This is a genomic window from Roseateles sp. P2_H4 (assembly GCF_056403315.1).
Genome location: NZ_JBFUFR010000005.1, coordinates 140,917 through 160,777, shown reverse-complemented (window position 1 = coordinate 160,777; position 19,861 = coordinate 140,917). Strand labels below are relative to the sequence as shown.

Annotated in this window: 18 protein-coding genes; 9 read left to right on the top strand and 9 right to left on the bottom strand. The window is 67.3% G+C overall.

What is annotated here, in order from left to right:
• Positions 1 to 38: 38 nt before the first annotated feature.
• The 6 genes from AC1DW3_RS05785 to AC1DW3_RS05760 form a co-directional block, all read right to left on the bottom strand.
• A complete protein-coding gene (locus tag AC1DW3_RS05785) occupies positions 39 to 749 on the bottom strand; it encodes an ABC transporter ATP-binding protein (protein ID WP_477929463.1) in 711 nt (236 codons plus the stop codon).
• A complete protein-coding gene (locus AC1DW3_RS05780; RefSeq protein WP_477929461.1) occupies positions 746 to 1,516 on the bottom strand; it encodes an ABC transporter ATP-binding protein in 771 nt (256 codons plus the stop codon). Before AC1DW3_RS05780 ends, AC1DW3_RS05785 begins: the two co-directional genes overlap by 4 nt.
• Positions 1,513 to 2,811 carry a branched-chain amino acid ABC transporter permease gene (locus tag AC1DW3_RS05775; protein WP_477929459.1) on the bottom strand — a complete coding sequence of 433 codons (1,299 nt, stop codon included), beginning with the start codon at positions 2,809 to 2,811 and terminating at the stop codon, positions 1,513 to 1,515. The genes AC1DW3_RS05780 and AC1DW3_RS05775 overlap by 4 nt, the downstream gene beginning before the upstream one ends.
• Complete coding sequence (locus AC1DW3_RS05770) at positions 2,811 to 3,770, bottom strand: branched-chain amino acid ABC transporter permease (protein ID WP_477929568.1); 960 nt, start codon at positions 3,768 to 3,770, stop codon at positions 2,811 to 2,813. Before AC1DW3_RS05770 ends, AC1DW3_RS05775 begins: the two co-directional genes overlap by 1 nt.
• Positions 3,771 to 3,969: 199 nt before the next feature.
• Positions 3,970 to 5,220: a branched-chain amino acid ABC transporter substrate-binding protein gene (locus tag AC1DW3_RS05765; RefSeq protein WP_477929457.1), complete on the bottom strand. Its 1,251-nt coding sequence runs from the start codon at positions 5,218 to 5,220 to the stop codon at positions 3,970 to 3,972.
• 84 nt (positions 5,221 to 5,304) lie between these two features.
• Positions 5,305 to 6,951 carry a 3-(methylthio)propionyl-CoA ligase gene (locus AC1DW3_RS05760; RefSeq protein ID WP_477929455.1) on the bottom strand — a complete coding sequence of 549 codons (1,647 nt, stop codon included), beginning with the start codon at positions 6,949 to 6,951 and terminating at the stop codon, positions 5,305 to 5,307.
• A 134-nt stretch (positions 6,952 to 7,085) separates the two neighbouring features.
• Between AC1DW3_RS05760 and AC1DW3_RS05755 the strand changes: the two genes are divergently transcribed.
• From AC1DW3_RS05755 to AC1DW3_RS05730, 6 genes are all read left to right on the top strand, one after another.
• Positions 7,086 to 8,534, top strand: a complete 1,449-nt coding sequence (locus AC1DW3_RS05755) for a protein adenylyltransferase SelO (protein WP_477929453.1) — start codon at positions 7,086 to 7,088, stop codon at positions 8,532 to 8,534.
• Positions 8,531 to 8,956 (top strand): peptide-methionine (R)-S-oxide reductase MsrB, encoded by a 426-nt coding sequence (gene msrB, locus AC1DW3_RS05750; protein ID WP_477929450.1) that lies wholly within the window; start codon positions 8,531 to 8,533, stop codon positions 8,954 to 8,956. The genes AC1DW3_RS05755 and msrB overlap by 4 nt, the downstream gene beginning before the upstream one ends.
• A complete protein-coding gene (locus AC1DW3_RS05745; protein WP_477929448.1) occupies positions 8,953 to 9,585 on the top strand; it encodes a septation protein A in 633 nt (210 codons plus the stop codon). Before msrB ends, AC1DW3_RS05745 begins: the two co-directional genes overlap by 4 nt.
• Positions 9,582 to 9,845: a BolA family protein gene (locus AC1DW3_RS05740; RefSeq protein WP_477929446.1), complete on the top strand. Its 264-nt coding sequence runs from the start codon at positions 9,582 to 9,584 to the stop codon at positions 9,843 to 9,845. Before AC1DW3_RS05745 ends, AC1DW3_RS05740 begins: the two co-directional genes overlap by 4 nt.
• Before the next feature lie 75 nt (positions 9,846 to 9,920).
• Entirely contained in the window at positions 9,921 to 10,724 is an 804-nt protein-coding gene (locus AC1DW3_RS05735) for a peptidylprolyl isomerase (RefSeq protein ID WP_477929444.1), read from the top strand.
• A gap of 70 nt (positions 10,725 to 10,794) precedes the next feature.
• Positions 10,795 to 12,024 carry a cystathionine gamma-synthase family protein gene (locus tag AC1DW3_RS05730; RefSeq protein ID WP_477929442.1) on the top strand — a complete coding sequence of 410 codons (1,230 nt, stop codon included), beginning with the start codon at positions 10,795 to 10,797 and terminating at the stop codon, positions 12,022 to 12,024.
• Here the strand turns inward: AC1DW3_RS05730 and AC1DW3_RS05725 are convergent.
• Positions 12,013 to 12,684 carry an ABC transporter ATP-binding protein gene (locus tag AC1DW3_RS05725; RefSeq protein ID WP_477929440.1) on the bottom strand — a complete coding sequence of 224 codons (672 nt, stop codon included), beginning with the start codon at positions 12,682 to 12,684 and terminating at the stop codon, positions 12,013 to 12,015. The two genes, AC1DW3_RS05730 and AC1DW3_RS05725, sit on opposite strands and share 12 nt — an antisense overlap.
• On the opposite strand from AC1DW3_RS05725, the gene AC1DW3_RS05720 reads away from it, so the two are divergent.
• On the top strand, positions 12,683 to 13,336 hold the full coding sequence (locus tag AC1DW3_RS05720; protein WP_477929438.1) for an arylesterase: 654 nt from the start codon (positions 12,683 to 12,685) through the stop codon (positions 13,334 to 13,336). The genes AC1DW3_RS05725 and AC1DW3_RS05720 overlap by 2 nt on opposite strands.
• Here the strand turns inward: AC1DW3_RS05720 and AC1DW3_RS05715 are convergent.
• Both AC1DW3_RS05715 and def read right to left on the bottom strand, forming a co-directional pair.
• The gene (locus tag AC1DW3_RS05715) at positions 13,333 to 15,396 is read right to left on the bottom strand and encodes a DUF6600 domain-containing protein (protein ID WP_477929436.1); all 2,064 of its coding nucleotides are present in this window, start codon (positions 15,394 to 15,396) and stop codon (positions 13,333 to 13,335) included. The genes AC1DW3_RS05720 and AC1DW3_RS05715 overlap by 4 nt on opposite strands.
• Before the next feature lie 77 nt (positions 15,397 to 15,473).
• Positions 15,474 to 16,013 (bottom strand): peptide deformylase, encoded by a 540-nt coding sequence (gene def / locus AC1DW3_RS05710; protein WP_477929434.1) that lies wholly within the window; start codon positions 16,011 to 16,013, stop codon positions 15,474 to 15,476.
• Positions 16,014 to 16,047: 34 nt separating this feature from the next.
• Between def and AC1DW3_RS05705 the strand changes: the two genes are divergently transcribed.
• Both AC1DW3_RS05705 and nirB read left to right on the top strand, forming a co-directional pair.
• A complete protein-coding gene (locus AC1DW3_RS05705; RefSeq protein ID WP_477929432.1) occupies positions 16,048 to 17,025 on the top strand; it encodes an MBL fold metallo-hydrolase in 978 nt (325 codons plus the stop codon).
• 296 nt (positions 17,026 to 17,321) lie between these two features.
• Positions 17,322 to 19,856: a nitrite reductase large subunit NirB gene (gene nirB, locus AC1DW3_RS05700; protein WP_477929430.1), complete on the top strand. Its 2,535-nt coding sequence runs from the start codon at positions 17,322 to 17,324 to the stop codon at positions 19,854 to 19,856.
• Positions 19,857 to 19,861 lie beyond the last annotated feature (5 nt).

Genomic DNA, 19,861 nt, shown 5'->3' with positions numbered 1-19,861 from the left:
GACAGGGCCACTGGCCCTGGCATGTCCTCGGTCCCATCTCACACTTCCAGCCACTCCTTGCGGATGTAGGCATTGGCACGCAGGTCTGCCGGTGAGCCCTCGAAGACGATGCGGCCGTGGCCCATCACATAGCAGCGCTCGGAAATCTCCATCGCGATGGCCAGCTTCTGCTCGACCAGCAGCACCGCGATGCCGCGGTTCTTCAGCTCCTTGAGGTACTCGGCCACCAGCTCGACGATCTTGGGCGCCAGGCCCTCGGTGGGCTCGTCGATCATGATGAGGTCGGGGTCGCCCATCAGCGTGCGGCAGAGCGTCAGCATCTGCTGCTCGCCACCGGACAGCACGCCGGCCTCGGTGTGCTGGCGCTCACGCAGCCGCGGGAACATCTTGTACATGTCCTCGAAGCCCCAGCGCGGGTTCTTGGCTTTGGACTTCTGCCCCAGCATCAGGTTCTGGTGCACCGTCAGCTTGGGGAAGATGTCGCGGTTCTCGGGCACATAGCCCAGGCCCATGTGGGCGATCTCGTAGGCCTTGCGGCCGACCAGCTCCTGGTCGCCCCACATGACCGAGCCCTTGACGTCGACCTGGCCCATGATGGTCTTGACCGTCGTCGAGCGGCCGGCGCCGTTGCGGCCCAGCAGGCTGACGATCTCGCCGGGATTCACTTCCATGCTGACGCCGTGCAGCACATGGCTCTTGCCGTAGAAGGCGTGGACGTTGTCCAGCTTGAGGATTCTTCCTTGCGTCATGCTGCCGCTGCCTGTGTTTCCGCGAGCACCGAGCCCAGATAGGCTTCCTGCACCCGCGCATTCGCGCGCACGGCCTCCGGCGTGTCGAAGGCGATGACCTCGCCGTAGACCAGCACGGCGATCTTGTCGGCCAGGCCGAAGACGACGCCCATGTCGTGCTCCACGGTCAGCAGGGTCTTGCCGACGGTGACGTCGCGAATCAGCTGGATGAAGCGCTTGGTCTCGCTCTTGCTCATGCCGGCCGTGGGTTCGTCCAGCAGGATGACGCTGGAGCCGCCGGCGATGGTGATGCCGATCTCCAGCGCCCGCGCCTCGGCATAGGTCAGGTTCATGGCCAGCACGTCGCGCTTGCGATCAAGCTTGATCATCTCGAGGATCTGCTCGGTGCGGTCGTTGGCGTCCTCGAGGTCGGCGAGGAATTTCCAGAAGGCGTAGCGGTGGCCCAGGCTCCACAGCACGGCGCAGCGGATGTTCTCGAACACGCTCAAGCGCGTGAACAGGTTGGAGACCTGGAAGCTGCGCGACAGGCCCAGGCGATTGATCTCGTACGGCTTCTTGCCGTCGATGCGCTGGCCGTGCAGATGGATCTCGCCCGAGGTCGGCGCGAAGCGGCCGCTGATCAGGTTGAACAGCGTGCTCTTGCCCGCACCGTTGGGGCCGATGATGGCGACGCGCTCGCCGGCCTGCACGGCCAGGTTGGCGCCGCGGATGATCTCGCTCTTGCCGAAGCTCTTGCGCAGGTCGCGCAGTTCAAGCGCAAAGCTCATAGCGCTTCCCTCCGCTTGATCTCTTTTTCGATGTCTTCCTGGATCTCGCCCCACTCGTGCACATAGTGGCGGCGCACCAGCTCGAAAAGACCCGCACCGACGACGATGAGGAAGCCGGCACCGAACCAGGCATCCAGCGCGCCGCTGTTCAGCGTGGCGCCCATGAAGCGCAGCTCGGGACCCAGGGCCTCGTTGAGCTGGCGGTGGTAGAGCATCTCGATCATGGTCGCCGCGCCGATCAGCGCCGCCAGCGCCGTACCGGCCAGCGCCAGATACGAGGTCCACAGTTTCTTGAGCTTGCCGAAGGCCGCCACGCGCAGGTTCATCAGGATGAGGCTGGCGAAGCCGCCCGGTGCGTACATGACCATGAACAGGAAGATCAGGCCGAGGTAGAGCAGCCAGGCCTTGGTCAGCTCCGACAGCAGCACGCCGCAGATGACCATCAGCACCGCGCCGATGATGGGGCCGAAGAAGAAGGTCGCGCCGCCCAGGAAAGTGAACAGCAGAAACGCCCCCGAGCGCGCCGCGTGCAGCACGTCGCTGCCGTTGACGATCTCGGCATTGATGGCGCCCAGGCCGCCCGCCACGCCGGCGAAGAAGCCCGAGATGGCGAAGGCCATGAAGCGCACCCAGTGGGTGTCGTAGCCGACGAACTCGACACGCTCGGGGTTGTCACGCACGGCGTTCAGCATGCGACCCAGCGGCGTGCGCGTCAGCGCGAACATGGCCGCCGTGCAGATGAAGCAGTAGACGGCGACGAGGTAGTAGACCTGGATCTGCGGGCCGAAGCTGATGCCCATGAAGGGCTGGCCGATGACGCGGTTGCTGGACACGCCGCCCTCGCCGCCCGAGAACTCGGGCAGCATCAGCGTCAGCGCGAACACCAGCTCGCCAATACCGAGGGTGATCATCGCGAACGGCGTGCCGGCCTTCTTCGTCGACACATAGCCCAGCAGCGCCGCGCAGACCAGGCCAGCGAAACCACCGACCAGCGGGATCAGGCTGACGGGGATGCCCAGCGTGCCGGCGCCGGCCAGGTTCAGCGCATGGATGGCCAGGAAGGCGCCCATGCCGCTGTAGACGGCGTGGCCGAAGCTCAGCATGCCGCCTTGCCCGAGCAGGATGTTGTAGGCCAGGCAGGCGATGACGCCGATGCCCATCTGCGTGAGCATGGTCTGCGCCAGACCGGTGGTCCAGATGCGCGGGGCGACGAAGAGGATCAGGGCGAAGAAGCCCCAGATGAACCAGCGCCCGACGTTGTGGGGCTTGAAATGAAAATCCTTGGACTTGCTCATCAGTCTTCCCGCGTGCCCAGCAGGCCCTTGGGCCGGAAGATCAGGATCAGCACCATCAGCAGATAGGGCAGGATGGGCGCCACCTCGGCCATCGTCAGGCGCAGCAGCGGGTAGCCCGGCGTGGCCTGGGTGACGGTGAAGCCGAGGCTGCCGAGCAGCGTGGCGAGCGAGCCGTTGATGGTCAGGGGCAGCGTCTGCAGCAGGCCCACGACGATGGAACCGACGAAGGCGCCGGCCAGCGAGCCGATACCGCCGACGACCACGACGACGAAGATGATGGCGCCGATGAAGGCGGCCATATTGGGCTCGGTCACGAAGGTGATGCCACCGATGACGCCGGCCAGGCCGGCCAGCGCGCAGCCGCTGCCGAACACCAGCATCAGCACGCGCGGCACGTTGTGGCCCAGCGCCTCGACCATCTCGGGATGCGTCAGCGAGGCCTGGATGATCAGGCCGACGCGGGTGCGCGTCAGCAGCAGCCACAGCGCCAGCAGCATCAGCAGGGCCACCAGCATCATGAAGGCCTTGGTGGCGGGGAAGGTTGAGCAGTTGGCCAGCGCGCAGACCTCGGGCGAGGCCTTGCCCAGTACCAGGGACATGCCGTCCTGAGCGCGCGAAACGATGGTCAGCGCCGAGCCCTCCAGCAGCGCCGGCGGCGTGAAGGTCACGGCGGTGCGGCCCCAGATCAGCTGCACCAGCTCCAGCACCACATAGGACAGGCCGAAGGTGATCAGCAGCTCAGGCACATGGCCGAACTTGTGCACCCGCCGCAGCGCCAGCCTCTCGAAGCCCGCGCCCAGCACGCCAACGGCCAACGGCGCGAACAGCAGCGCCAGCCAGAAGCCCATGATGCCCACCAGCGAGTAGGCGATATAGGCACCCACCATGTAGAAGCTGGCGTGGGCGAAGTTCAGCACGCCCATCATGCTGAAGATCAGCGTCAGGCCCGAGCTCAGCATGAAGAGCAGCAGGCCGGACGACAGGCCGTTCAGCAGATTGATGAAGACTTGATCCAAAACTCGATCCTCAGCGAAACCGCGCTCCGGGCTGAGCCGGATTGCGTCGCGAGCAAGCCAAGCTTGGGCAGAAGCGCGGAGCCGTACACCCATACGGCGAGCACTGCAGGCCCAAGATTGGTTTGCGCAGCAGCAAGACGGCTTAGCCCGGACGCTTCATCTGGCAGGACGTGGGCGTCGACGACACATAGCTGTCGTACTGCTTCACCGGCGCCAGCGTCATGCCCGTCTTCTCGGGGCTGTAGGGATATTTGGCATCGGCCTTCTGCCAGACCGAGATAAACAGCGGCTGCTGCAGTTGGTGGTCGGTCTTGCGCATCGTCACTTCGCCGTTGAAGCTCTTGACGGACAAGCCCTCCATCGCCGCCGCGACCTTCACCGGGTCCGTCGACTTGGCGTTGGCCATGGCCTGGCTCAGCAGCGTGTAGATGTGCTGCACGCTGAGCGTGTACATGTCGTCGTTGAACTTCTTGTTGTACTCGTCGGCGTTCTTCTGTGCCTCGCCGCCCATGTTGTAGTGGCTGTAGGCAACCTGGAAGACGCGGCCCGCACCGCCCGTGCCCAGCGCCGTCGGCGTGCCGGTCACGCCGGTGTAGTAGGTGAAGAACTTGCCGTTGTAGCCCGCCTCGTTGGCGGCCTTGACGAGCAGGGCCAGGTCCGAGCCCCAGTTGCCGGTGATGACGGTGTCGGCGCCGCTGGCCTTGATCTTGGCGACATAGGGCGCGAAGTCGCGCACCTGGGCGAGCGGGTGCAGGTCCTCGCCGACGATCTGCACGTCGGGGCGCTTGCGGCCCAGCATCTCCTTGGCGTACTTGGCGACCTGGTGGCCGTGGGCGTAGTTCTGGTTCAGCAGGAAGACCTTCTTGACGTCGGCCTGGTCCTTCATGAAGGTCGTCAGCGCCTCCATCTTCATGGACGTGTCGGCGTCGAAGCGGAAGTGCCAGTAGCTGCACTTGCTGTTGGTCAGGTCGGGGTCCACCGCCGAGTAGTTCAGGTAGACGATTTCCTTGCCCGGGTTGCGCTCGTTGTGCTTTTGCACGGCGTCGCTCAGCGCCAGCGCGACGCTGGAGCCATTGCCTTGCATGATGTAGCGGATGCCCTGGTCGGCCGCGGCCTTCAGCAGGTTCAGCGACTCGGCGGGGCTGAGCTTGTTGTCGAAGGTGACGATCTCGAACTTCACGCCGGCGGGGTTGCTCTTGTTGAACTTCTCGCCGAGGAACTGGAAGGTCTTGACCTGGTTCTGACCCACCGGACCCATCAGGCCCGACAGCGCGTCGATATAGGCCAGCTTGACCGTCTCGCCCTTCTGGGCCTGGGCACCGGCGGCCGCCAGCACCAGCGTGGCGGCTGCGATCGCGCGCAGTGGGGAGCGGGTCGAAGTGATGTCGAACATGCTTGTCTCCTGTTGTGGGTCTGAATGTGAACGGAAGTTAATCGAGCCGGGTCGCGATGACGTCCCGTGCTTACCCGAGACAACTCAGGTCGTCGGCAGCTTGTGGCTCAGGAACTGGTCGCGCAGCTTGAGCTTCTGCACCTTGCCGGTGGCCGTGTGCGGAATCTCGGTGACGAAGACGACGTCGTCCGGGATCTGCCATTTGGCGATGCGCCCCTCGTAGAAGGCCAGCAGCTCCTCGCGCGTCACCGCCGCGTCGGGCTTCTTCACGACGACCAGCAGCGGCCTCTCGTCCCACTTGGGGTGGCGAGCCGCGATGACGGCAGCCTCGTGCACGGCCGTGTGGGCCATGGCGACGTTCTCGAGGTCGATGGAGGAGATCCACTCGCCGCCGGACTTGATGACGTCCTTGCTGCGATCGGTGATCTGCATGAAGCCGTCGGCATCGATGGTGGCCACGTCGCCGGTCGGGAACCAGCCGGGCTCGCCGTCCACGCTGACCAGCGGCGATTCGTCGTGATTGAAGTAGCGGGAGATGACCCAGTGGCCGCGCACGACGAGATTGCCCGAGCTCTGCCCGTCCCAGGGCAGGGAGCGGCCCTCGTCGTCGATGATGGCCATGTCGACGCCGTAGACGACACGGCCCTGCTTCTCGAGCAGGCGCTGCTGCTGTTCAGCCGGCAGGTCGAGCTGGCGCGTCGTCAGCTTGGACAGCGTGCCCAGCGGCGACATCTCCGTCATGCCCCAGGCGTGGATGACCTCGACGCCATAGTCCTGCTGCAGCGACTTCATCATCGCCGGCGGGCAGGCCGAGCCGCCGATGACGGTGCGCTTGAAGCTGCTGAACTTCAGGTTGTTGGCCTTGACGTAGTTCAGCAGGCCCAGCCAGACCGTCGGCACGCCGGCGCTGAAGTTGACCTTCTCGGATTCGAACAGCTCGTACAGGCTCTTGCCGTCCAGGTGCGGCCCGGGCAGCACGAACTTGCAGCCGACGATGGCCGCGCTGTAGGGCAGGCCCCAGGCGTTCACATGGAACATCGGCACGACGGGCAGGATGACGTCGCGGCTGGAGCAGTCCATCGCATCCGGCAGGGCCGCGGCATAGGCATGCAGCACCGTGGAGCGGTGGCTGTAGACGGCGCCCTTGGGGTTGCCCGTGGTGCCCGACGTGTAACAGATGCTGGAAGCGGTGTTCTCGTCGAACTGCGGCCAGACATAGTCGCCGGTCTCGGCGGCGAGCAGGTCTTCGAAGCACAGCAGGTCGGGGATGGCCGTGCTGGCGGGCATGTGGGCCCGCGAGCTCATCAACACGAAGTGCTTCACCGTCTTCAGCGCCGGTGCGATCTTCTCGACCAGCGGCAGGAAGGTGGCGTCGAAACACAGGACACGGTCCTCGGCGTCGTTGGCGATCCAGACAATCTGCTCGGGGAAGAGGCGCGGGTTGATCGTGTGGCAGACCAGGGCCGAGCCCGAGCTGCCGTAGTAGATCTCCATGTGGCGGTGGCCATTCCAGGCCAGCGTCGCGACGCGGTCGCCGGACACGCAACCCAGGCGTGCAAAGGCCTGCGCGGCCTGGCGCGAACGGCGCGCCACCTCGCGCCAGTTGCTGCGGTGCAGGTCGCCCTCGACCCGCTTGCTGACGATCTCGGTCTCGCCCGAATGCCGCTCGGCGTGCTTCAGCAACGACGAGATCAGCAGCGGATCCGACATCATCCGGCCCATCAATGCCATGGTTGTCTCCTGGCGGTCTTATCGACCCAGTCTAGCCCCCGGTTCAGACACCTGAACGTCACAACCGCGACCCTCGGACCCCGGGGAAACACCCGGGTGAGCGAGGTAAAAGCCCCCCTCACTAAACTGGTGCGATGAACCCCTTAGCCGGCCTCGCCTGGACCAATCGTTTCGCCACCCTGGGGCCCGACTTCTTCACCGAGCTGCCGGCCCAAGGCCTGCCCGACCCACACTGGGTGGCGCAAAGCGCAGCTTGCGCCCAGTTGCTGGGTTTGCCCGCCGACTGGGCCGCACGGGCCGAGGCGCTGGCCGCCTTGTCCGGCAATGGCGCCTGGCCCGGCATGCGGCCGCTGGCGTCGGTCTACAGCGGCCACCAGTTCGGCGTCTGGGCGGGCCAGCTCGGCGATGGCCGCGCGCTGTGGCTGGGCGAGCTCGACACGCCGAGCGGCCCACAGGAGCTGCAGCTCAAGGGCGGTGGCCAGACGCCCTACTCCCGGCGCGGCGACGGCCGCGCGGTGCTGCGCTCGTCCATCCGCGAATTCCTCTGCTCCGAAGCCATGGCCGCACTCGGCGTGCCGACGACGCGCGCGCTGTGCATCACCGGTTCGCGCCTGCCCGTCATCCGCGAGACGGTCGAGACCGCTGCGATCGTGACCCGCGTCGCGCCCAGCTTCGTGCGTTTCGGCCACTTCGAGCATTTCGCCCACCACGACCAGCTCGACGCGCTGAAGCGCCTGACGGACTGGTTCATTGCACACCACGCCCCCGAATGCGCCGACGCGCCCGAGCCCGCCGTCGCGCTTTTGAAGAAGGTGTCGCTGCAGACCGCTGACCTGATCGCGCATTGGCAGTCCATCGGCTTCTGTCATGGCGTCATGAACACGGACAACATGTCCATGCTCGGCCTGACGCTGGACTACGGCCCCTTCGGCTTCATGGATGCCTTCGACCCCGGCCACATCTGCAACCACAGCGACGACCGCGGCCGCTATGCCTATGCGCGCCAGCCAGCGGTGGCGTTCTGGAATCTGCATGCACTGGCCCAGGCCCTGGTGCCGCTGCTGGAGGGTGAGCAGGAAGCCGCCGGCGAGCGCCTGCTCGAGGCCGTGGAGGCCTACCGCGAGCGCTTCGCCAGCCAGATGCTGGGCCGGCTGCGCGCCAAGCTCGGCCTCGACGGCGAAGAGGCCGGCGACCAGGCCCTGGCCGACGACTTCCTGAAGCTGATGGCGGCCTCGCGCGCCGACTTCACGCAGAGCTTTCGCCGCCTGTCGCGCGCGCAGTCCACGCCCGAGCCACTGCGCGACCTCTTCATCGACCGCGAGGCGCTGGACGCCTGGCTGGCCCGCTGGCGCACGCGCGTCGCCCCGGGCGCCGAGGTGCAGATGCTGGCCGTCAACCCGGCCGTCGTGCTGCGCAATCACCTGGCCGAGGGCGCCATCCGCGCCGCCCAGCAGAACGATTTCACGGAGATCGAACGACTGCTGAAAGTTCTGAGCCGCCCGTTCGACGAACCCGCAGTCCCCAGCGACGCGGCCCTGCCGCCCGACTGGGCCCAAAGCCTCGAAGTGTCCTGTTCATCATGAGCCACGATTCCAGCAAGACCTACCCCGTCCAGAAGACCGACGCCGAATGGCGCAAGCAACTGGACGCCACGCAATACCAGGTCGCCCGCCACGCGGGCACCGAGCGTGCCTTCAGCGGCAAGTACTGGGACCACTTCCAGGACGGCCACTACAACTGCATCGGCTGCGGCACGCCGCTGTTCGAGGCCGACACCAAGTTCGACGCCGGCTGCGGCTGGCCGAGCTACTGGGCGCCGGTCAACAGCGAGGTCATCGAACGCATCGTCGACCGCAGCCACGGCATGGTGAGAGTCGAAGTGAGATGCAACAAATGTGGCAGCCATCTCGGCCATGTCTTCCCGGACGGCCCCGAGCCGACGGGAGAGCGTTACTGCATCAACTCGGCCTCCATCGATTTCGTCAAGGACAATCCGGGCGCATGAAGTTATTGCTCGATTTCCTGCCGCTGATCCTGTTCTTCGTCGCCTTCAAGGGCGCCGAAGGCAACCCGGACGCCGCCGCCGCCTTCGCGACCCAGCATTTCGGTTTTCTCGTCCAGGGCGGTGTCGTCGGCCCGCAGGAAGCGCCGGTGCTGCTGGCCACCGTCGTCGTCATGATCGCGACGCTGGCCCAGGCGGCCATCCTCAAGGCCCGCGGCAAGAAGATCGACCTGATGCTGTGGATCAGCCTGGCCCTGGTCGTCGTGCTGGGCGGCGCCACGATCTGGTTCCACAACGAGACCTTCATCAAGTGGAAGCCCACCGGCCTGTACTGGGCCATGGCGCTGACGCTGTGGATCTCGCAGGCATGGTTCGGCAAGAACCTGATCCAGTCCATGCTGGGCGCCGAGCTCGCCCTGCCCGACCTGATCTGGCTCAAGCTCAACCGCGCCTGGGTGCTGTTCTTCGCCGCGATGGGGGTGGTCAACCTCTATGTGGCCTATCACTTCTCGACTTCGGCCTGGGCCAACTTCAAGGTGTTCGGCGTGACCGGCCTCATCGTGCTGTTCACGCTGGCCCAGGGGCTCTACCTCGGCAAGCACCTGCCGCCGGAAGAGGACAGCAAGACATGAGCATCGCTACAGAGATCGATGCCCGGCTGCGCGCCGAACTGGCACCGCTGGAACTCAGCATCCGCGACGACAGCGCCCAGCACGCCGGCCATGCCGGCGCCCGCGAAGGCGGTCACTTTCATGTGGCTGTCGTGTCGGATCGCTTTACCGGCCTGCAAAGATTGGCCCGCCACCGCCTCGTTTATCATTGTTTGTCCGACCTGATGCAGCGCGGTATCCACGCGCTGGCCATCGACGCCCGCGCCCCGGGTGAACCCTGATCCAGGTCGAGCGTGATGGAACCGCGCGCCCCGCACCGGGCGCGATTTTTTTAGCCTGACTCAAATTCCCCACCCATGAAGAAGCTTGCGCTCGCCGCCGTTGTCGCGGCCACCTTCTCGGCTCTCGTGCCGGCTGTCGCAACCGCGCAGAACATCGCCACCGTCAACGGCAAGGCCGTGCCCAAGGCGCGCGTCGAAACGCTGATCCAGCAGGTCACCAAGAGCGGCCAGCAGCAGCGCTCGCCCGAACTGGAAGCCCAGGTCAAGGACGAAGTCGTCCGCCGCGAGATCTTCATCCAGGAAGCCGAGAAGCGCGGCGTTCCCCAGACGTCCGACTACAAGACCCAGATGGACCTGGCCCGCCAGATGCTGCTGATCCGCGGCCTGATGGAAGACTTCAAGACCAAGAACCCGGTCAGCGACGCCGACGCCCAGGTCGAGTACGACAAGTTCAAGACCGCCAACACCGGCAGCGAATACCGCGCCCGCCACATCCTGGTCGAGAAGGAAGAAGACGCCAAGGCCCTGATCGCCCAGATCAAGGGTGGCGCCAATTTCGAGGAACTGGCCAAGAAGAACTCCAAGGACACCGGCTCCGCTGCCAACGGCGGCGACCTGGACTTCGCCAACCCGAACAACTTCGTGCCCGAATTCAGCAAGGCCATGGTCGCGCTGGAAAAGGGCCAGATGACGCAGGAGCCGGTGAAGAGCCAGTTCGGCTATCACATCATCAAGCTCGAAGACACCCGCGCCGCCACCTTCCCGGCCTTCGACGACGTCAAGGCCCAGATCAAGCAGCGCATCGAGCAGCAGAAGATGGCCGAGTTCCAGCAAGGCCTGGTCGAGAAGGCCAAGACCGACTACAAGTTCAGCAAGTAAACCGCCGAGCGGTTCGCTTCTGCCAAGACCCGCTCCGGCGGGTCTTTTGCCATCTGGACCCGATCAAACCATGTCCGACGCCCTCAGCACCCGCCTCGTCCACGCCACCGGCGGCGACCGCCAATCCGGCGGCGTCCATCCGCCCGTGCACCCCTCGGTGCAGTACGCCTACGAGAAGGTCGAGGACCTGATCGCCGTCTTCCAGGGCAAGAGCAAGGGCAGCTTCAACTACGCCCGCCAAGGCACGCCGACCACCGCCGCGCTCGAGGCCGTCGTCACCGAGCTCGAAGGCGGCGTCGGCACCATCAGCTTCGCCACCGGCATGGCGGCCCTGAGCGCCCTCTTCCTGACGCTGCTCAAGGCCGGCGACCATCTCGTCACCAGCTCGCGCATCTTCGGCAATACCAACAGCTTCCTGCAGACGCTGGAGGGCCTTGGTGTGGCCGTCACTCGTGTCGACGCGGGCCAAGCCGCCGCCGTCCAGGCCGCGCTGCGACCCGAGACGCGCATGGTCTTCGTCGAGACCATCGCCAACCCCAGCACCCGCATCCCCGACCTCGAAGGCATAGGCACGCTGTGCCGCGAGCGTGGCCTGCTCTATGTGGTCGACAACACCGTCACCTCGCCGGCGCTGTGCCAGCCCAAACGCTTTGGCGCCGGCCTGGTCATGAACTCGCTGACCAAGACGCTGGCCGGCCACGGCGAGGCGCTGGGCGGCGCCGTCACCGACACCGGCTGCTTCGACTGGTCGAGCTATCCCAACATCTTCCCCGCCTACCGCCAGGGCGACCCGCGCGGCTGGGGCCTGCAGCAGATCCGCAAGAAGGGCCTGCGCGACATGGGCGGCACGCTGTCCAGCGATGCCGCCCACCGCATCCTCGTCGGCGCCGAGACGCTGACGCTGCGCCTGCAGCGCAGCAGCGATACGGCCCTCACGCTGGCCCGCCACCTGGCGGCTCATGCAGCCGTCGAGCGCGTTCACTACCCGATGCTCGAAGGCCACCCCGAGCACCAACGCGCGCGGGATTGGTTCGGCAGCGGCTCCTGGATGCTGAGCTTCGAGCTGCGCGACCCCGAACGCCTCGTCGAGGTGCTGAACCGCCTGCGCCTGCCGCTCAAGGCCACCGGCCTGGCTGACACGCGCACGCTGATCATCCCGGTGGCACCGACGATCTTCTGGGAAATGGGCGCCGAGGCACGCGCTACCATGGGCATTGCCGAAGGGCTGGTGCGGCTGTCGGTGGGCCTGGAAGCGGCTGAAGACCTGATTGCCGACTTCGACCAGGCGCTAGGCGGCTAATCGGCCAGCTTCGATGCGCAGTTGGCGCTCGCAGCGCGCCGCGATCTCGCGATCGTGGGTGACCAGCACCAGCGTCGTGCCGGCCTCGCGGTTCAGTTCGAACATCAGCTCCATCACCGAAGCGCCGGTCGCGAAGTCCAGGCTGCCCGTCGGTTCGTCCGCCAGCAGCAGGGCCGGGCGCAGCACGAAGGCGCGCGCCAGCGCCACGCGCTGCTGCTCGCCGCCCGACAGCACGCGCGGATAGTGGCCCAGGCGTTCGCCCAGGCCGACGCGGGCCAGCATGGCTGACGCCTGCTCGCGGGCATCGCGCGCACCGCGCAGCTCCAGCGGCAGCATGACGTTCTCCAGCGCCGTCAGATTCGGCAGCAGCTGGAAGCTCTGGAAGACAAAGCCCAGCTCGCGGGCGCGTACGGCGGCGCGCTGATCCTCGTCCAGCGTGAAGAGGTCCTGGCCGCGCAGCTTGACGGTGCCGCTGCTGGGCGTGTCCAGACCAGCCAGGATGGCCAGCAGCGTGCTCTTGCCCGAACCGGAAGCACCGACGATGGCCACCGACTCCTGCGCGGTCAGCTCGAAGCTGATGTCATGCAGAATCGTCAGCTCCCCGGTCGCGTCGCGCACGCGCTTGGTGATCTGGTCAACTTGAACAAGGGCTTCGGGCATGTCGGGACTGCGGCGGCGATGGGTGTTGGCGCACTTTAGCCTGGGGGTGCTGGCCAGCCTCTCGTCAGGGATCTCAGGGGCGGCCGCGGCCGCCGAGGCSCCSRTCATCCTGGTCGTCGGCGACAGCCTGTCGGCCGAATACGGCCTGAAGGCCGGCGACGGCTGGGTGGCCCTGCTGCAAAAGCGCCTGGCCGAGCAGAAGAAGCCGCATCGCGTCGTCAATGCCAGCATCAGCGGCGACACGACCTCGGGCGGGCGCAGCCGCTTGCCGATCGCCTTGCGCACGCACAAGCCGGCCATCGTCATTCTTGAGCTCGGCGGCAACGACGCGTTGCGTGGCCTGCCGCTGGCGAGCACGCGCGACAACCTGCTAGCGATGGCGCGCGCGGCCCAGGAGGCCGGCGCCAAGGTGGTGATCGCCGGCATGCAGGTGCCGCCCAACTACGGCACTGCCTACGGCAAGGAATTTGCCGACCTGTTCGAGCAGGTCGCCAAGCAGACCCGTGCCGCCTTCGTGCCCTTTCTGCTCAAGGGCGTGGCAGACCGGGCGGACGCGATGGACTGGTTCCAGGGCGACCGCATCCACCCGCTGGGCAAGGCGCATCCGCTGATGCTGGACAACGTCTGGCCAGCGCTCAAACCGCTGCTCTAGCGCTCGTTCTCTTTCTTGTCGCCGCGCTTGTCCTGACGCACCGGCACGCCGTCCTGGCGGCCGCGCTGCGGGCCTTCGTCGCGCGGCTGGGCACGAGGTTGGGCCTGCGGCTGCGGCTGCGGTTGTGGCTGCTGCTGCTGCGGCACCTGCACACGCTGAGGCTCGGGCTGCGCCGTGCGGCGCTGTTGCTCGTCGCGGCGTTGCTGCATCTCACGTTGCTGGGCTTCGCGCTGCTGCATGTCGCGCTGCTGCATGTCGCGTTGCTGCGCCTCGCGCTGCTGCATTTCCTCGCGGCGCTGCTGCATCTCGCGCTGCTGGGCCTCGCGGTGCTGCGCGTCGCGTTGCTGCATGTCGCGCTGTTGTGCCTCACGCTGCTGCGCTTCACGTTGCTGCTGCTGCTGCTGTTGTTGTTGTTGCTGCTGCTGCTGCACGTCGCGCTGCTGCGCTTCGCGTTGCTGCTGCGCGCGCCAGGGCATGTTGTCGCCACCCCGCTGCGGCTGCTCCAGGCCCGGGCGGGGCTGAGGCTGCTGCTGCGGCTGGGCTACCTGAGGCTGCGGCACGACGACCGGAGCCGCCGGCTGCGCCACCGCAGGCACATGTGCCTGGGGCTGCGGCTCGGCGCCACGCGGGTCACGGCGCAGCGGCAACTGGCCTTCGCTGCGCCAGCCCATATTGCCCTCGGGCGGGCGGGTGCGGCGCGGCAGCTCGGCCTCGGGCGGCCGGGTCGGCGCCGCCGGCAGCACGGCCGCCAGATCGCCACGGCCCGGCGCGGTGGGCAGCGGGCGGTTCCAGCCCGGCTCGGGGCGACGGTCGGGGCCGCGCACCGGCATGGGCTGGATGGCCGCACCCGGCGCCGGCAGCGTGCTGACGGCCGCCGGCACATCGCGGTAGCGGTGTGGGCGTTGCACGGTGACGGGGTCGCGTACATCCCTCGGATCATTGATGCGGTTCACATAGCGCGGGCTGTGGTGGTAGCCCGGCCGGTAGACCTCGCGCGGTGCGAGCGGATACCAGCCATAACGCGGCGGCGCCGGGCGGCCGCCCACGCTGATGCCGACGCTGACGGAACCGCCGCCCACCCACCCGACCAGCGCGGGCGCATAGACGGGGCGATGCACATAGGAGCCCGGCGCCCAGCACCAGCGCCCACCCCAGCTGACCCAGCGGCCGTAGTGGAAGGGGGCGAAGCCCCAGGGCGTGTCGTCGACCCAGGTCCAGCCCCAGTGTCGCGACCAGGTCCAGCGGCCATAGCGGTAGGGCGCCCAGTCGGCAACGGCGATGGTGGTCGGGATCCAGACCGTGCCGTACTCGGGGGCGGTCTCCCAGCGGCCATAACGGTCCAGATCCTCGGCGCCTGTCATCTCGGGAGAGACATAGCGGGCGACGGGACGGTCACCTTCTTCCCGGTTCTCGGCCAGCACCCAGTCGCCGAAGCCGTCGCTGAACAGCGGGCCGCGCTCGGCGCGCGGGCCGTCGGGCCACCACAGCTCCACCTGTTCGCCCGTACCCAGCAGCACGGGCGAGGCGGAACGGGCCCACTCGAAGCGCATGCGGCCCTGCCAGACATAGACCTTGCTGCCGCGGTCGAGCTGCTCCACGCGATAAAGGCCCTCGCGTTCGGGCTGGGCCGTGCCTTCGCGGGTGCGGAGTCGTGTCTCGGCGACGTTCTCGGGGTTGCGCAGGCGCAGCGCGACGTCACCGCGGTCGAGCTGCAGCAGGGTCTGGCCCTCGTCGAGCTGGCTCAGCTCGAGGTCGCTGCGCTCGTCGACCCAGATGGTCGTCGAGCCGGCACGCAGGCTGATGCGGGCGCGCTCGTCGGTGCGCACGCGGTCACCCTCGCCCACCGTCTGGTTGCGCAGCAGGCGCGTCCATTCGCGGGTGTCGTGGTCGAACAGCCAGGCGTCGCCGACAACGCTGACGACGCGGGCCGCACGGGTCGGTGGGTCGCGGTCGGTGTCCTGCGCCTTGACGGCCGGCGCAATGGCGATCAGCAGCGTCAGGGCCAGCATGCGCCAGCTGCGGCGGTTCAGGACAAGCTTGGATTCAATGGACGTGGTCATGAGCCAATGCTCCTTTTCGCCTGCGCAACGCGCAAGCCCCGGGTGCGGTGCACCGCGCTTACAAGTGTTTCCATCTCTCAATCGTCGTCGGACGATGGATCGAGGTCGGGGAACAGCACGGACGTGAAACCGAAGCGCGTGAAGTCGGTGACGCGCATCGGGTAGAGGACGCCGTCCAGATGGTCGCACTCATGCTGCACGACGCGGGCATGGAAGCCGTCGGCGATGCGGTCGATGGGGGCGCCATCGGCATCGAAGCCGGTGTAGCGGATGCGCTCGTCGCGTTCGACAACGCCGCGCAGCCCGGGCACCGACAGGCAGCCCTCCCAGCCCTCGGTGCGGCCGCCGTCCAGCACTTCGATGGTCGGGTTGATCAGCACCGTCGGCGGCACCGGCGGTGCGTCGGGGTAGCGCACATTCTTCGTGTAGCCAAAGATGACCAGCCGCAGGTCCACGCCGATCTGCGGCGCCGCCAGGCCGGCGCCGTTGGCGGCGGCCATGGTCTCGAACATGTCGGCGATCAAGGCCTTCAACTCGGGCGTGCCGAACGCGGCCACCGGTTGGGCAACCCGCAGCAAGCGCGGGTCGCCCATCTTCAGAATCTCGTGAACGGCCAAGCGGGCCTCCTTGGGCTATCGTGAGTATCGATTCTTGCAAACGCCCTCCATGCTGCCCGATTTCCTCGAAGACCTTGGCCACGGCATCTACGCCATCGACACCGGCTTCCAGCGCCCGCGCTTCGATGCCGCCTATCTGATGGTCGAAGACGGCCGCGCCGCCTTCATCGACACCGGCACCAACCACGCGGTGCCGCGCTTGCTGGCTTCGCTGACGGCGCTGGGCCTGACACCGGCCTCGGTGGACTGGGTGATTCCGACGCATGTCCACCTCGACCATGCCGGCGGCGTCGGTCTGCTGATGCAGTCCCTGCCCCAGGCCCGCGCCCTCGTCCACCCGCGCGGCCTGCGCCATATGGTCGATCCCAAGGCGCTGTGGCTGGGCGCGCTGGCCGTCTACGGCGATGAGGAGATGCAGCGCAGCTACGGCAAGCTGGTGCCGGTGCCAACCGAGCGGGCCGAGGCCAGCCATGACGAGCAGGTCATCTCGCTCGCCGGCCGGCCGCTTCGACTCATCGACAGCCCGGGCCACGCCAAGCACCACCACGCCATCTGGGACGCGCGGAGCCGCAGCTGGTTCACCGGCGACACCTTCGGCCTGTCCTACCGGGCCTTCGACGTCGACGGCCGCGCCTGGATCCTGCCGACCAGCACGCCGGTGCAGTTCGAACCCGAGGCCCTGAAGGCCACCGTCGCGCGCCTGCTGGCCGCCGAGCCGTTGGCCATGCAGGTCACGCACTACGGGCGCATCGGCGGCTCGGTGGCGGAGGTGCAGCGGCTGGCGGCCGTGATGCTGGAACAGGTCGACGAGATGGTCGCCCTGGCCCAGTTGCTGAAAGACGTGCCGGACCGCCACGAAACGCTCAAGGGCGGCCTGCTGGCCGCCTACCTGGCCCGCGTGCAAGGCCACGGCTACCGCGGTGACATGGCGGCGGCCGCAGACTGGCTCGCGCTGGATGCCGAGCTGAATGCCCAAGGCCTCGAGGTGATGCTCGACCGCCCGGCTCGCTGACGGGGCGACTTGCCCCGGCGCGGTGCATCTCGCCGCACCGCGGCAGTGCCATGGGGTACCGGCGCACGGGCGTTCTCATGGAAAGCGGCTTTTGAGCGAAACAGGCACGCGTCTTGCGTTGAACTGAGCGGAGCCCGCGCCGCAGCGGCCTCCCATCGCCAACGACGGCGAATCTCAGCGCTCAAGCGCACCCGCTGGCCCCGCCCGACAGACAGCTGTTCGCGGGGCCTTCTCTTTTGCGCCACCGACCTGGCCGCCCACGGCCCGGTCGGTGGCGCCTGTCCGCAGTCAAGACCATGCACATCGTCCTCATCGGCCACGGAATGGTGGGCCAGAAATTTCTCGAGTCCCTGGCGGAAGGCCCTGCCGCGGCCGACGTGCAGGTGACGGTGCTGTGCGAGGAACCGCGCCCGGCCTACGACCGCGTGCACCTGTCCGAGTTCTTCTCGGGCAAGTCGGCCGAGGACCTGTCGCTCGTCCCGCCAGGCTTCTTCGAGAAGACCGGTTTCAAGTTGCGCCTGGGCGCCAAGGCCGTGGCCATCGAGCGCCGCGACCACAGCATCACGCTGGCCGACGGCGAGGTCGTCCACTACGACAAGCTGGTGCTGGCCACCGGCTCCTACCCCTTCGTGCCGTCGGTGCCGGGCCGTGACCGCCCGCATTGCCATGTCTACCGCACCATCGAGGACCTGGAGGGCATGCAGGCCAGCGGCAAGGTGTCCAAGACCGGCGTCGTCATCGGCGGCGGCCTGCTCGGCCTGGAATGCGCCAAGGCGCTGCGCGACATGGGCCTGCAGACCCATGTCGTCGAGTTCGCGCCGCGCCTGATGGCCGTGCAGATCGACGAGGGTGGCGGCCGCGTGCTGCGCAAGAAGATCGAAGACCTCGGCGTGCAGGTGCACACCGGCCGCAACACGCTGGAGATCACCGACGGCGCGATGGCCCGCCACCGCATGGTGTTCGCCGATGGCACCTGGCTGGAGACCGACATGATCGTGTTCTCCGCCGGCATCCGCCCGCGCGACGAGCTGCCCCGTCAATGCGTGTTGGCCATCGGCCCGCGCGGCGGCGTCGTCGTCGACGACCATTGCCGCACCAGCGACCGCAATGTCTACGCCGTCGGCGAGGTCGCGGCCTGGAACGAGCAGACCTATGGCCTCGTCGCGCCCGGCTACGAGATGGCCCGCGTCGCGGCCCGGCACATTGCGGGCGATGCCACAGCCGCCTTCCCCGGTGCCGACCTGTCCACCAAGCTCAAGCTGATGGGCGTGGACGTCGCCAGCATCGGCGACGCCCACGGCAAGACGCCCAACTGCCGCAGCTACCAGTTCGTGGACGAGCGCAAGCAGGTCTACAAGAAGATCGTCGTCAGCGAGAACGGCGAGAAGCTGCTCGGCGCCGTGCTGGTGGGCGATGCCGCCGAGTACGGCACGCTGCAGCAGATGGCGCTGAACGGCATCAAGTTGCCGGCCGACCCCGAATTCCTGATCCTGCCCAGCAGCGATGGCAAGGCCAAGGTCGGCATCGGCCCTGACGCCCTGCCCGACAGCGCCCAGCTCTGCTCGTGCAACAACGTCACCAAGGGCCAGATCTGCGCGGCCGTCGGCGACGGTGCAACGACGATCGGCGCCCTCAAGGCCTGCACCAAGGCCGGTGCCACCTGCGGCGGCTGCGTGCCCCTGGTCACCCAGGTCATGAAGTTCGAGATGGCCAAGCGCGGCATGGCCGTCAACAACCACATCTGCGAGCACTTCCCGCATTCGCGCCAGGAGCTCTACCACCTCATCCGCGTGGGCGGCATCAAGACCTTCAGCGACCTGATGGCCAAGCACGGCAAGGGCCTGGGCTGCGACATCTGCAAGCCCGCCGCGGCCAGCATCTTCGCGTCCTGCTGGAACGAGTTCGTGCTGGAACCCAAGCTGGCCGCGCTGCAGGACAGCAACGACTACTACCTCGGCAACATCCAGAAAGACGGCAGCTATTCCGTCGTGCCGCGCATGCCCGGCGGCGAGGTCACGCCCGACGGCCTGATCGCCGTCGGCCAGGTGGCCAAGAAGTACGGCCTGTACACCAAGATCACCGGCGGCGCTCGCGTCGACATGTTCGGCGCCCGTGTCGAGCAACTGCCCTTCATCTGGGAGGAGCTGATCGCCGCCGGTTTCGAGAGCGGCCATGCCTATGGCAAGTCGCTGCGCACCGTGAAGAGCTGCGTGGGCAGCACCTGGTGCCGCTACGGCGTGGACGACTCCGTCGGCCTGGCCGTCGAGATCGAGAACCGCTACAAGGGCCTGCGCGCGCCGCACAAGATCAAGTTCGGCGTTTCCGGCTGCACGCGGGAATGCGCCGAGGCCCAGGGCAAGGACGTCGGCATCATCGCCACCGACAAGGGCTGGAACCTGTATGTGGCCGGCAACGGCGGCATGAAGCCGCGTCACGCCGAGCTGATCGCCAGCGACCTGAGCAAGGCCGACCTGATCAAGTACATCGACCGCTTCCTGATGTTCTATGTGCGCACGGCCGACCGTCTGCAGCGCACCAGCACCTGGCGCGACAACCTCGAGGGCGGTCTGGACTACCTGAAGGCCGTGGTCATCGACGACAGCCTGGGCCTGGGCGCCGAACTGGAAGCGCAGATGCAGGCCGTCGTCGACACCTACCAATGCGAATGGAAGACGGCCGTCACGACGCCCGAGGTGCGCCAGCGCTTCCGCTCCTTCGTCAACAGTGACAAGCCGGACGAGCGAATCATCTTCGTGGAGGAGCGCGGCCAGATCCGTCCTGCACGCCCCGATGAGCGTGCCGAAGAGCGCGAAGAAGAAGCCACGGCCTGATCAAG

What these genes read in the sequence shown, in the direction of transcription:
- AC1DW3_RS05785 (WP_477929463.1), bottom strand. Translation starts at nt 749, where the DNA reads ATGACGCAAGGAAGAATCCTCAAGCTGGACAACGTCCACGCCTTCTAC.
- AC1DW3_RS05780 (WP_477929461.1), bottom strand. Translation starts at nt 1,516, where the DNA reads ATGAGCTTTGCGCTTGAACTGCGCGACCTGCGCAAGAGCTTCGGCAAG.
- AC1DW3_RS05775 (WP_477929459.1), bottom strand. Translation starts at nt 2,811, where the DNA reads ATGAGCAAGTCCAAGGATTTTCATTTCAAGCCCCACAACGTCGGGCGC.
- AC1DW3_RS05770 (WP_477929568.1), bottom strand. Translation starts at nt 3,770, where the DNA reads ATGCTGAGCTCGGGCCTGACGCTGATCTTCAGCATGATGGGCGTGCTG.
- AC1DW3_RS05765 (WP_477929457.1), bottom strand. Translation starts at nt 5,220, where the DNA reads ATGTTCGACATCACTTCGACCCGCTCCCCACTGCGCGCGATCGCAGCC.
- AC1DW3_RS05760 (WP_477929455.1), bottom strand. Translation starts at nt 6,951, where the DNA reads ATGGCATTGATGGGCCGGATGATGTCGGATCCGCTGCTGATCTCGTCG.
- AC1DW3_RS05755 (WP_477929453.1), top strand. Translation starts at nt 7,086, where the DNA reads ATGAACCCCTTAGCCGGCCTCGCCTGGACCAATCGTTTCGCCACCCTG.
- msrB (WP_477929450.1), top strand. Translation starts at nt 8,531, where the DNA reads ATGAGCCACGATTCCAGCAAGACCTACCCCGTCCAGAAGACCGACGCC.
- AC1DW3_RS05745 (WP_477929448.1), top strand. Translation starts at nt 8,953, where the DNA reads ATGAAGTTATTGCTCGATTTCCTGCCGCTGATCCTGTTCTTCGTCGCC.
- AC1DW3_RS05740 (WP_477929446.1), top strand. Translation starts at nt 9,582, where the DNA reads ATGAGCATCGCTACAGAGATCGATGCCCGGCTGCGCGCCGAACTGGCA.
- AC1DW3_RS05735 (WP_477929444.1), top strand. Translation starts at nt 9,921, where the DNA reads ATGAAGAAGCTTGCGCTCGCCGCCGTTGTCGCGGCCACCTTCTCGGCT.
- AC1DW3_RS05730 (WP_477929442.1), top strand. Translation starts at nt 10,795, where the DNA reads ATGTCCGACGCCCTCAGCACCCGCCTCGTCCACGCCACCGGCGGCGAC.
- AC1DW3_RS05725 (WP_477929440.1), bottom strand. Translation starts at nt 12,684, where the DNA reads ATGCCCGAAGCCCTTGTTCAAGTTGACCAGATCACCAAGCGCGTGCGC.
- AC1DW3_RS05715 (WP_477929436.1), bottom strand. Translation starts at nt 15,396, where the DNA reads ATGACCACGTCCATTGAATCCAAGCTTGTCCTGAACCGCCGCAGCTGG.
- nirB (WP_477929430.1), top strand. Translation starts at nt 17,322, where the DNA reads ATGCACATCGTCCTCATCGGCCACGGAATGGTGGGCCAGAAATTTCTC.